The organism is Streptomyces argenteolus (assembly GCF_042902585.1).
Lineage (GTDB): Bacteria > Actinomycetota > Actinomycetes > Streptomycetales > Streptomycetaceae > Streptomyces > Streptomyces argenteolus.
The window spans coordinates 340,869-353,222 of sequence record NZ_JBIBEG010000005.1; the positions used below are offsets into that span (position 1 = coordinate 340,869).

The 12,354-nt window shown below is 70.7% G+C and carries 7 protein-coding genes; 5 read left to right on the forward strand and 2 right to left on the reverse strand.

What is annotated here, in order from left to right; all coding sequences use genetic code 11:
- Positions 1-97 precede the first annotated feature (97 nt).
- Complete coding sequence (locus ACFY8O_RS20300) at positions 98-1,156, reverse strand: metallophosphoesterase (protein WP_387904230.1); 1,059 nt, start codon at positions 1,154-1,156, stop codon at positions 98-100.
- 174 nt (positions 1,157-1,330) lie between these two features.
- Entirely contained in the window at positions 1,331-2,443 is a 1,113-nt protein-coding gene (locus ACFY8O_RS20305) for a LacI family DNA-binding transcriptional regulator (RefSeq protein ID WP_145807935.1), read from the reverse strand.
- A gap of 403 nt (positions 2,444-2,846) precedes the next feature.
- Between ACFY8O_RS20305 and hisC the strand changes: the two genes are divergently transcribed.
- The 5 genes from hisC to ACFY8O_RS20330 all read left to right on the forward strand — a co-directional run bounded on the left by hisC (position 2,847) and on the right by ACFY8O_RS20330 (position 12,353).
- A complete protein-coding gene (gene hisC / locus ACFY8O_RS20310; RefSeq protein WP_387904231.1) occupies positions 2,847-3,926 on the forward strand; it encodes a histidinol-phosphate transaminase in 1,080 nt (359 codons plus the stop codon).
- A gap of 307 nt (positions 3,927-4,233) precedes the next feature.
- The gene (locus ACFY8O_RS20315) at positions 4,234-5,742 is read left to right on the forward strand and encodes a cytochrome ubiquinol oxidase subunit I (protein ID WP_387904234.1); all 1,509 of its coding nucleotides are present in this window, start codon (positions 4,234-4,236) and stop codon (positions 5,740-5,742) included.
- Positions 5,743-5,761: 19 nt separating this feature from the next.
- Complete coding sequence (gene cydB, locus ACFY8O_RS20320) at positions 5,762-6,763, forward strand: cytochrome d ubiquinol oxidase subunit II (RefSeq protein ID WP_387904236.1); 1,002 nt, start codon at positions 5,762-5,764, stop codon at positions 6,761-6,763.
- Positions 6,764-6,865: 102 nt separating this feature from the next.
- Complete coding sequence (gene cydD / locus ACFY8O_RS20325; protein ID WP_387904238.1) at positions 6,866-10,447, forward strand: thiol reductant ABC exporter subunit CydD; 3,582 nt, start codon at positions 6,866-6,868, stop codon at positions 10,445-10,447.
- Between the two features lie 199 nt (positions 10,448-10,646).
- Complete coding sequence (locus tag ACFY8O_RS20330) at positions 10,647-12,353, forward strand: sensor histidine kinase (protein WP_387904241.1); 1,707 nt, start codon at positions 10,647-10,649, stop codon at positions 12,351-12,353.
- Position 12,354 lies beyond the last annotated feature (1 nt).

Consider the following 12,354-nt stretch of genomic DNA (forward strand, 5'->3'; position numbering starts at 1 on the left):
ATGGTAGAGCGCCTACGGCACGGGGTGACAGAGGGTTTCCGGAAATAGGCCCAGCAGCCCACGGTGTCGGATCGTGCCGTGTCTTCCCCCGCGCTCGTCAGTCATGCAGGGGAAGTTGCACCACCAGAAGCTTTCCGGCCATGGTCACCCCGCCGTCCATGGCGATGGCCAGCCCCTCGGCGTAGACGTGCGGGCCGTCGACGACGGGGCGTGCGGCCTCCTCGCCGTCCTCCGAACCGACCTCTCCGAGCAGGTACGGAATAGGGCTGTGGCCGTGGACGACGCGCTGTCCGCCGTACGTCGCCATCAGCTCGCGGACGGCCTGCGCACCGCCCTCGTCACGGAAGGCGAACCGCTTGGTGAGTTTGCGGAAGAGGTCCCAGCACTCGTCCGCGTCGTTCCTCGTGAGGATGGCGTGCACGGTGTCGTTGACGTCCTCGATGGTGGACCCGTAGTCGAGGTAGGCCGTCGTGTCGGAGTGCATCAGCAGATGCCCGTCCTCCTCGACGACCGCGTCGAGCCGGGCCATCCACTGGAGGTGGACGTCCTGGAGCCGCTCCATGTCCGTCTTCTGGCCGCCGTTGAGCAGCCAGGCGGCCTGGAAGGTCGCGGTGCCCGCACCGGAGTTCACCGGGGTGTCGCCGAACTTCTTGGCGCCGATCAGCAGCAGTTCGTGGTTGCCCATGAGGGCCTTGCAGTACCCGCCGGCCGCCGCGGCCTCCGCGGAGAGCCGCATGACGAGATCGATGACCCCGATGCCGTCCGGGCCGCGGTCGGTGAAGTCGCCGAGGAACCAGAGTCTGGCGTTGCCGGCCGCCCAGCTGCCGTCCGCGTCGACGAGGCCCTGTTCGGCCAGGGCGGCGAGGAGCTCGTCCAGGTAGCCGTGGACGTCGCCCACCACGTACAGCGGACCACGGCCCCGGTCGTCAGCCGGGCGGGGATCGGGGACGGCCTGCACCTGGACTGTGTCACCGCGGTTGATCACCGGAAGATCGCGCTCCGTGGGGGTGTACCCCTCCGGCGGCTCGTCCCCCACCGCGGCGTTGCCCGGATGCGGCGAGGGCGGGGGCATCGGTGCCTGCGCATACGGCGGTACGCGGAAGTCGCGCAACGTCGCTGTCCGCACTACGGGTTCCTGACCGGCCCCCTGAGTCATCGACCCCTCCACCACCGTCGCGCCTCCGTACACCTGACGGGCCCTGCCTGGTAGAGGTGGTCCGCGGTGTCGTGCGCCCATCATAGGAATGCGGATCGTGCTGTGTGACGCACCAGGGGTGGTGAATCCTCGCGCGCACCAGGTTCACCGGCCGTTTGGTCCGGATTGAACCGATCAGTCCCCGGCGGGTGACCGTGGCGCGCTGACCGTGGTGCGCGGCGGACGCCGTTGGGAGGACGTCCGGACGATGAGCTCCGTCGGTATCACCTGCTCCACGGGCCCGTCGTGCTCGACCCCTTCGATGGCGTCGATGAGTAGCTGGACGACTGCCGTGCCGATTCTGCGGGGCTTCAGCGAGAGCGTCGTGATGGGCGGCTCGGTCGACGCGTACACCGTCGACTCGCTGCAGCAGACCAGCAGGAGGTCGTCAGGGACCCGGAGGCCGTAGCGGCGCGCGGCGGCGAGCAGGTCGGTCCCGTTGGGGTCGAAGAGCCCGTAGACGGCGTCGGGGCGGTCGGGGCGGGCGAGGAGCCGGTCGGCGGCGACGGCTCCCGCGCAGGGGTCGTGGGCGGGGTAGGACTCGTAGACCGGGTCCTGTCCGACGCGCTCGCACCAGTGGAGGTAGGCGGTGGTGGAGAGGCGGGTGTACGTGTCGGTGGTGGTGCCGGTGAGCAGGCCGATCCGGCGTGCCCCTGCTGCCGCGAGGTGGTCGAGCAGGTCGAGCACGGCCGCCCGGTGGTCGTTGTCGACCCAGGCCGTGACCGGAAGCGACCCGTCCGGTCGCCCGTCCGAGACGACGGGGAGTCCCTGGCGCACGAGTTCGGTGACCACGGGGTCCTGGTCGGAGGGGTCGATGACGACCGTCCCGTCGAGGGCGACGTTCGACCAGACGTCGTGGCGTGAGGTCGCCGGCAGGATCACGAGGGCGTAGCCACGGGCGAGTGCGGCCGAGGTCGCGGCCCTCGCCATCTCCGCGAAATACGCGAACTCGGTGAAGGTGAAAGGTTCATCCCCGTAGGTGGTCACGGTCAGGCCGATCAGCCCCGACTTGCCGGTACGGAGGGTCCGCGCCGCCGCGGACGGGCGGTAGCCCAGGCGCTCGGCGACCTCGCGCACATGCCGACGGGTGGCATCCGGGAGCCTGCCCTTGCCGTTGAGGGCGTCGGACACGGTCGTGATGGAGACCCCGGCCGCCGCGGCTACGTCCCGGATACCCGCCCGTCCCTGCCGGCCGCTGCGCCGGGGCGTCTCTGTCCGGCTCACCTGGTGCTTCCCTGCTGCTGTCATAGCGAGCCGATAGTAGGGCTCCGGCGCGGGGTTGGGTCGGCCGCATATGCACGCGTTGACAGGCACGTTTCTGCATGGTCAGTAAGGCGTAAATGCCATGTGAAGCAAGGGCGTTGGAGCTCTGCGGGTCGATGTGTCATGCATCGACGCGCATGGACCTGCTGAATGGCCCATGTCTCGAAGAGGTCTCAACTCACCTGTTCGAGGGATGCGCGCCACGGCGTGAGCGACCGGCGCGCAGGGTGAGGCGCGGCGCTCCCCCTCCCGACGGGTGCCGGCAGCCGCGCGCGTCAGGGCGTGCGGTGTGGGGCGGGCGATTTCGGATTCCGGCCATTCGCATGAGAGCCCAATCCTCATAAGGTGAGCAGTATTGCTGTGTACGGACGGTCGAGGAGGACCTGCGGTGAGCGAGACGAGCCCCAAGCTGCGCGCCGAGCTGGACGGCGTCCCTGCGTATGTGCCGGGCAAGCCGGCGGGCGCCGAAGGAGCGGTTGCCTTCAAGCTGTCCTCCAACGAGAACCCTTATCCCCCCTTGCCCGGTGTCATGGAGTCGGCGCTCGCCGCCGCCTCCACGTTCAACAGGTATCCGGACATGGCGTGCACCGGTCTGATGAACGAACTGGCCGACCGCTTCGGCGTGCCCGTCTCCCATCTGGCCACCGGTACGGGTTCGGTGGGTGTAGCCCAGCAGCTGCTCCAGGCCACCTCGGGGCCGGGGGACCAGGTCATCTACGCCTGGCGTTCGTTCGAGGCGTATCCGATCATCACCCAGGTCAGCGGTGCGACCTCGGTCAAGGTGCCGCTGACCGGCGGGGAGGTCCACGATCTCGACGCGATGGCCGGAGCGGTCACCGACCGGACCCGGATGATCTTCGTCTGCAACCCGAACAACCCGACCGGCACCGTGGTGCGCAGGGCGGAGCTGGAGCGGTTCCTGGACCGGGTGCCCGCCGACGTGCTGGTGGTGCTCGACGAGGCGTACAAGGAGTTCATCCGGGACGCCGACGTGCCGGACGGCATCGAGATCTACCGGGAGCGGCCCAATGTCGCCGTGCTCAGGACCTTCTCCAAGGCCTACGGCCTCGCGGGGCTGCGGGTCGGCTTCGCGGTGGCGCACGAACCCGTGGCCGCGGCCCTGCGCAAGACGGCCGTTCCCTTCGGGGTGAGCCAGGTCGCCCAGGACGCGGCGGTCGCGTCGCTGCGCGCCGAGGACGAACTGCTCGGGCGGGTGGGCGCGCTCGTCGGCGAGCGCGCCCGGGTGTACGAGGGCCTCGTGCGGCAGGGCTGGACCGTCCCGGAGTCCCAGGCGAACTTCGTCTGGCTGAGGCTCGGGGACCGCACGCTCGACTTCGCGGGGGTCTGTGAGCGGGCCGGCGTGGTGGTGCGGCCCTTCGCGGGCGAGGGCGTGCGGGTCACGATCGGCGAGACCGAGGCGAACGACGTCTTCCTGAAGGTGGCCGAGGCCTACCGCCAGGAGCTGTGACGAGCTCCACCCGGCACAGGATCTCCGGTGGCCCCGGACCTCGCTCGTCGAGGTCCGGGGCCACCGTCGTACCCGGCCGCTCCGGGTGCGGCCCCTGCCTTTGCGTGCCCGGCGGACGCTGTCCGGTATCGCACGTTCGGGGCGCTCGGCCGGAAAGCACCCCCCCGGGCGAAGGCTTCGGTCAGGTGTGCGCCATAATTGCTTGTGAATGTGAACGCGTTCACAAGCGGGCCCTGTTTCTCCCGTGATCGGTGGAAATGAAGGGGCAAGCTGCGGCTGTGATCACGGCGACGTAAGGAGAAGCGGCGTGGACCTGGCTCTGGCACCGGAGACTCTGGCTCGATGGCAGTTCGGCATCACCACCGTCTACCACTTCCTGTTCGTCCCTCTGACGATCTCGCTCGCCGCGCTCACGGCGGGCCTGGAGACGGCGTGGGTGCGGACGGGCAACGAGAAGTACCTCAGGGCCACGAAGTTCTGGGGCAAGCTGTTCCTGATCAACATCGCGATGGGTGTGGTCACGGGCATCGTCCAGGAGTTCCAGTTCGGCATGAACTGGTCCGACTACTCGCGGTTCGTCGGTGACGTCTTCGGAGCCCCGCTCGCCTTCGAGGCGCTGATCGCGTTCTTCTTCGAGTCCACGTTCATCGGGCTGTGGATCTTCGGCTGGGACAAGCTGCCGAAGAAGATCCACCTGGCCTGCATATGGATGGTCTCCCTCGGCACCATCCTCTCGACCTTCTTCATCCTGGCCGCCAACTCCTGGATGCAGCACCCCGTCGGCTACCGCATCAACGAGGAACGCGGCCGTGCCGAGCTCACGGACTTCTGGCACGTGCTCACGCAGAACACCGCGCTCGCCCAGTTCTTCCACACGATCACGGCGGCCTTCCTCGTGGGCGGGGCCTTCATGGTCGGCATCGCCGCCTTCCACCTGGCGCGCAAGCGGCACATCCGGGTGATGCGGACCTCGCTCCGGCTCGGCCTGGTCACGGTGGTGGTCGCCGGTCTGCTCACCGCCGTCAGCGGTGACGTCCTCGGCAAGGTGATGTTCAAGCAGCAGCCCATGAAGATGGCAGCGGCCGAGGCGCTGTGGGAGGGCGAGTCCGGGGCACCCTTCTCGCTCTTCGCGGTGGGCGATGTCGCCGAGGGGCACAACACGGTGGAGGTCTCGATCCCCGGAGTGCTGTCCTTCCTCGCGGACGACACCTTCACCTCGTACATCCCCGGCATCAACGACATCAACAAGGCGGAGCAGGAGAAGTACGGCCCCGGTGACTACCGGCCCAACATCCCGGTCGCGTTCTGGAGCTTCCGCTGGATGATCGGCTTCGGGATGGCCTCCTTGAGCCTCGGCCTGCTGGGCCTCTGGCTGACGCGGAAGAAGTTCATGCTGCCGGAGGCACTGCGCACCGGCGAGGACGAGGTGCCGAACCTGGTGCTCTTCAGGAACAAGGTGCTGAGCCCGAAGTTCGCCAGGCTCTACTGGCTCACGGCCCTGTGGACCATGCTCTTCCCGCTGATCGCCAACTCCTGGGGCTGGATCTTCACCGAGATGGGGCGTCAGCCCTGGGTGGTCTACGGCGTCTTCCAGACCCGTGACGCGGTCTCCCCCGGAGTCTCGCAGGGTGAGGTCCTCACCTCGATGATCGCCTTCACGGCGCTCTACGCGGTGCTCGCCGTCGTCGAGGTCAAGCTGCTCATGAAGTACATCAAGGCCGGCCCGCCCGAGCTCACCGAGGCCGACCTCAACCCGCCCACCCGGATCGGCGGCCATGACCAGGACGCCGACCGGCCGATGGCCTTCTCCTACTGAGAACAAGCGGAGCTGAGAGATGGAACTCCACGACGTCTGGTTCGTGCTCATCGCCGTTCTCTGGATCGGCTACTTCTTCCTGGAGGGATTCGACTTCGGCATCGGGGTCCTCACCAAGCTGCTGGCCCGCGACCGCAAGGAACGCCGGGTCCTGATCAACACGATCGGGCCGGTCTGGGACGGCAACGAGGTGTGGCTGCTGAGCGCGGGCGGAGCGACCTTCGCTGCCTTCCCGGAGTGGTACGCCACCCTGTTCTCCGGCTTCTACCTGCCGCTGCTGATCATCCTGCTCTGCCTGATCGTGCGCGGGGTGGCCTTCGAGTACCGGGCGAAGCGGCCGGAGGAGCGCTGGCAGACCAACTGGGAGCACGCGATCTTCTGGACGTCGCTGATCCCCGCCGTGCTCTGGGGTGTGGCCTTCGGAAACATCGTCCGAGGCGTGAAGATCGACGCAGACATGGAGTACGTCGGCAACCTCTGGGATCTGCTGAACCCGTACGCCCTCCTGGGCGGGCTGGTCACGCTCTTCCTCTTCACCTTCCACGGAGCGGTCTTCGCCGCGCTCAAGACGGTCGGGGACATCCGCGCCAGGGCACGCGGTGCGGCCCTCAAGCTGGGCGTGGCCACCGCGGTGCTCGCGCTGCTCTTCCTCGTCTGGACCCAGGTGGAGAACGGAAACGGCTGGAGCCTCGTGGCGATGGCGATCGCCGTGGTGGCGCTGGTCCTGGCCGTCGGAACCATCGCGGCGGGACGCGAGGGCTGGTCCTTCGCCTTCTCCGGGGTGACCATCGCCGCGGCGGTCGCGATGCTCTTCCTGACGCTCTTCCCGAACGTCATGCCGTCCTCGTTGAACGAAGCCTGGAACCTGACGGTCACCAACGCTTCGTCCAGCCCGTACACCCTCAAGATCATGACCTGGTGTGCCGGTATCGCCACGCCGGTGGTCCTGCTGTACCAGGGCTGGACGTACTGGGTGTTCCGCAAGCGCATCGGCACGCACCACATCGCCGACGCGCACTGAACCCACCGGCGCGCGCCCGTCGCGCGGCGCGCGCCGACCCCCGCCGACGCGAGATGAACTCGCCGACGCGCCAGACATGAGCTCACTGGGGAGCTGTTTCACGTGAAACCGATCGACCCGCGCCTGCTCCGCTACGCCCGCGCCACCCGCTTCTTCCTGGCCGCCGTGGTAGGGCTCGGACTGGTCGGAGCGGCTCTGGTCATCGCCCAGGCCATGCTCATCGCGGAGGTGGTGGTGGGCGGCTTCGAGCACGGACTGACCGCTGCCGGACTCCGCACCCCGCTGCTCCTGCTGGCAGCGGTCGCGCTGGGGCGGGCCTTCGTGGCCTGGCTCACCGAACTGGCCGCGTACCGGGCGAGCTCCGCGGTCAAGTCCGAGCTGCGTGGACGGCTCATGGAACGCGCGGCGGACCTGGGCCCGGACTGGCTGAGCGGGCAGCGCACCGGATCCCTGATCGCCCTGGCCACCCGAGGCGTCGACGCACTCGACGACTACTTCTCCCGCTATCTGCCCCAGCTCGGCCTCGCGGTCGTGGTGCCGGTGGCGGTCCTCGCCAGGATCGTCACCGAGGACTGGGTGTCGGCGGCCATCATCGTGGTGACGCTGCCGCTGATCCCGCTCTTCATGATCCTCATCGGATGGGCCACCCAGTCCCGTATGGACCGTCAGTGGCGGCTGCTGTCGCGGCTCTCGGGGCACTTCCTCGACGTGGTCGCAGGGCTGCCGACCCTGAAGGTCTTCGGGCGGGCCAAGGCGCAGGCCGAGTCGATCCGCACGATCACCTCGCAGTACCGCACGGCCACGCTGAAGACGCTCCGGATCGCCTTCCTCTCGTCCTTCGCCCTCGAACTGCTCGCGACGCTGTCCGTGGCCCTGGTCGCGGTGACGATCGGTATGCGGCTCGTCCACGGAGAGCTGGATCTCTACACGGGGCTGGTGGTGCTCATCCTGGCGCCGGAGGCGTATCTGCCGATCCGCCAGGTCGGCGCGCAGTACCACGCTGCCGCGGAAGGACTCTCGGCCGCGGAGGAGATCTTCGCGGTGCTGGAGACCGAGGTCCCCGCCGGTGGCACCCAGGAGGTGCCGCCGTCGCTGCGCCTGGAGCTGGAGGGTGTGACGGTCCGGCACCAGGGCCGTGTGGATCCCTCGCTGGACGCTGCGACCCTCGTGGTCGAGCCGGGAGAGACCGTGGCGTTGGTCGGCCCGAGCGGGGTCGGCAAGTCCACCCTCCTCAACGTGGTTCTGGGATTCACGGTGCCCGACGAGGGCCGGATCACCGTCGGGGGGACCGACCTCTCCGCCCTCTCCCCCGGACTCTGGCGGGAACAGATCGCGTGGGTGCCCCAGCGTCCGCATCTCTTCGCCGGGACGATCGCGGAGAACGTGCGGCTCGCCCGCCCCGACGCCGACGACGACGCGGTCCTGGCAGCCCTGCGGGACGCCGGCGCGCACGACTTCGTGGCCGCCCTGCCGGACGGCCCCAGGACACCGCTGGGTGAGGAGGGCGCCGGGCTCTCGGCGGGCCAGCGTCAGCGGATCGCCCTGGCGCGGGCGTTCCTCGCCGACCGGCCGCTGCTCCTGCTCGACGAACCGACGGCGAGCCTGGACGGGGAGACGGAGGCCGGCATCGTCGACGCCGTGCGGCGGCTGGCGGCCGGGCGCACCGTGCTGCTCGTCGTGCACCGGCCGGCGCTGCTGGCCGTCGCGGACCGGGTGGTGGAGCTCGCGCCGGGGGAGCCCGGCAGTCCGCCGGCGCGGGCGGCAGCTCGTGCGGATGCCGCTGATGCTGCGACCTCCGCCGGTCTCCCCCTCCCAGGCCGCCCGGACGACGACCTCACGGACGCGCGGCCCGCGGAGAGGACCGGTGCCGCGCTGCTGAAGGAGACCGCCCCGAGGGCAGGCGGCCGGGTGCTCGCACGCGTCCGCGAGGCCGCCGGCTCCCAGCGCGGCAAGCTGGGCCTGGCGTTGTTGCTGGGTGGCCTCGCCGTGGGATCGTCCGTCGGCCTGATGGCCGTCTCCGGATGGCTGATCTCGCGCGCCTCCGAGCAGCCTCCCGTGATGTATCTGATGGTCGCCGTCACCGCGACCAGGGCGTTCGGGATCGGCCGGGCCGTCTTCCGTTACGCCGAGCGTCTGGTGTCCCACGACGCGGTGCTCAGGATGCTCGCCGAACTCAGGGTCGCCGTCTATCGCGGGCTGGAGCGCATCGCGCCCGCCGGCCTCCGGACGACGCGCCGGGGCGACCTCCTGTCGCGGCTGGTCTCGGACGTGGACGCCCTGCAGGACTACTGGCTGCGGTGGCTGCTGCCCGCCGGTACCGCGCTCGCGGTCGGGGCGGCCTCCGTCGGGTTCGTCGGCTGGCTGCTTCCGGAGGCGGGTGCTGTCCTGGCGGCCGGGCTGCTCCTCGCGGGCGTGGGGGTGCCGTGGCTCACCGGTGCCTGTGCCCGGCGTGCCGAGCGCAGGCTGGCCCCGGCCCGGGCCGCGCTGGCCGTCCGGGTCGCCGATCTCCTCGGCGGGACGGCCGAGCTGACCGTCGCGGGTGCGCTGGGCGCCCGCAAGGGGCAGATGCGCTCCGCCGACACCGTCCTCACGCGGATCACCTCCCGTGCGGCCACCGCCACAGCGCTGGGGGGCGGGCTCTCCGCCCTCATCTGCGGGCTCACCGTGGTGGCGGCGACGGTCGTCGCGCTTCCGGCGGTGTTCGACGGGCGGCTGGAGGGCGTCGAACTCGCCGTCGTCGTCCTCACCCCGCTCGCGGCCTTCGAGGCGGTCACGGGGCTGCCGCTCGCGGTGCAGTACCGCCAGCGGGTGAAGCGGAGCGCGGAGCGGGTCTTCGAGATCCTGGACGCCCCCGTGCCGGTCGTGGAACCGGCCGAGCCCGCGACGGCGCCGGAGTCCCCTTTCCCGCTCGAGGTGCGAGGCCTGTCCGCGCGGTACGAGGGCGCCGGGCGCGATGCCCTGTCCTCGGTGGACCTGACCCTGCTTCCCGGCAGGAGGGTGGCGGTCGTGGGCCCGTCGGGATCGGGCAAGACGACGCTCGCACAGGTACTGCTGCGGTTCCTGGACGCCCGGGAGGGGACGTACCGCCTCGGTGGTGTCGAGGCCTCTGACCTGGACGGGGACACGGTGAGGAGCTTCGTCGGGCTGTGCGCCCAGGACGCGCACGTCTTCGACAGCTCCATCCGCGAGAACCTGCGGCTGGCCCGCACCGGTGCGACGGACGCCCAATTGCGCGACGCTCTCGCCGGGGCGAGGCTGCTCGACTGGGCCGAGTCGCTGCCTGAAGGCCTCGACACGCTGGTGGGCGAGCACGGGGCCCGGCTCTCGGGCGGGCAGCGGCAGAGACTGGCACTGGCCCGCGCGCTCCTCGCCGACTTCCCCGTGCTCGTCCTCGACGAGCCGGCGGAACACCTCGACCTGGACACGGCCGACGCGCTGACCGAGGATCTGCTGGCCGCCACCCGAGGGCGCACGACCGTGCTGATCACGCACCGGCTCGCAGGGCTCGACGCGGTGGACGAGGTCGTGGTGCTGGACGGCGGCCGGGTGGTGCAGCGGGGTCCGTACGCCGCTCTGGCCGGCCAGGACGGGCCACTGCGCCGGATGCTCGAACGCGAGCAGGAGCCGGTGCGGACGGAGAGGGAGGCGGCACGGCTGGTGCAGGCGGTGCCCGTACGGGCCTGAGGGCGGTGAACCCGGCCGGGCGTGACGGCTGGGGACCTGCTTCGGGCGCGGTCCGGGGCTGCGGACCGGGCACCGGCTCCGGGTGCCGGTTCTGGTCCGCGGGCGGTGGACGTGCGCCGAGTTCTCGTATCGGCCGGACCACGGTGGACCCGGCCTGTTCCGACTTTCCGGTCCATTCGGTGCTTATTAGGCTCGGGGCATGCCTGAGCAGGAACCGAAGGATCCGCCCGAAGCCTCGCGGCCGGCCTCCGCGAGGCTTCGTGGGCTCTCCGCCGAGCTGACCTCCCGCGTCCCCGCCCTTCTGGAAGCCACCAGGTCCGTCGGCACGGGACTCGAGCTCCACTCCACCCTGGAACGCATCTGCGAGACCGCGGCCGAGCTCGCCCGCGCCCGGTACGCGGCCATCGGCGTCGTCGACAAGCCGGGAGAGAGCCTCTGCGACTTCGTCACCTACGGCGTCCCCGAAGGGACCGCCGGGTCCGTCGGCCGTCCGCCCGACGGCCACACCGGGCTCATCGGCGCGTTGATCACGCAGGGCGTGCCCATCAGCTTGGAGGACCTGGCCGCCGACCCGCGTTTCTGCGGCTTCCCGCCGGGCCATCCGCCGATGCGGACGTTCCTCGGTGTCCCGATCCGGGTCCAGGGCAAGATCTTCGGCAATCTCTACGTGATGGAGAAGCTGGACGGCGGTGCCTTCGGCGAGGACGAACTGCAGATGCTGAGGGTCCTCGCCACGGAGGCCGGGATCGCCATCGCCCACGCGCGGACGTACGAGGCCGCCCGGCAGCGCGAACGGTGGATCAACGGTTCGGTGGCCGTCACCACCGCTCTCCTCTCGGGTGGGGACGCCGACGAGGCCCTGACCGTCGTCGCCGAACAGGCCCGGCGCCTCGCCGACGCGGCGGCGGGGATCGTGCTGCTCCCCGCCGCGGAAGGAGGCCTGGAGGTCGTCGCCGTGGCCGGGGACAAGCCGGCCGGCTCCCTCGGGGTGATCGTTCCGCCGCGCAGCCCTGTGGTGGCGGCGCTTCTCCGGGGGGAGGAGGTCTTCCTGGACGACCCGGCCACCGACTCACGCATGATCACCAGACTGGCCGACCAGTTCGGCCCGCACATGCTGCTCCCCCTGCGCAGCGGCGGCCGGGTGCTGGGGGCGCTCGCCATTCCGCGTGAGCGGGGAGGGCGGCCGTTCACGCAGACGGAGCGGACCCTGGCGGCGCACTTCGCCGCGCAGGCGGCACTCGCGCTGAAGCTGGCCGAGGCCCAGCGGGACCGGGAGAGGCTCGCCGTATACGAGGACCGGGACCGGATCGCCCGGGACCTCCACGACCTGGTGATCCAGCGCCTGTTCGCCACCGGGATCACGCTGGAGGGAGCCCAGCGGCGCTCGCCGGTCCCGGCCGTGCGGGAGGGGATCGGGCGGGCCGTCGACGAGCTGGACGTGACCATCCAGGAGATCCGCACCGCGATCTTCGCGCTGCAGCAGGAACCGGCCGAGGCGCCGTCCGGGCTGCGGACCAGGGTGCTGCGGGAGATCAACATGGCAGCCGTGCCCCTGGGGTTCACGCCGTCGCACCGGTTCCTCGGCCCCGTCGACTCCCTCGTGGGGGAGCTCGCGGGCAAGAACCTGATCGCCGCGCTGCGCGAGACGCTGTCCAACACCTTCCGGCACGCCGGGGCCTCCCGCGTCGAGGTGGGCGTGGACGCGACCGCCGTGCTGCCGGACGGCCGTGAGGCGGTACGGCTCTCGGTCACGGACGACGGGGTGGGCATCCCGGAGGGCGGCCGGCGCAGCGGTCTGCGCAACCTCGCGCGGCGCGCGGAATCGCTGGGCGGCTCCAGCTGGTTCGGGCCGGGGGCGGGACAGGACGGCGGCGGTACGACGGTGATCTGGCAGGTGCCGCTCTGAC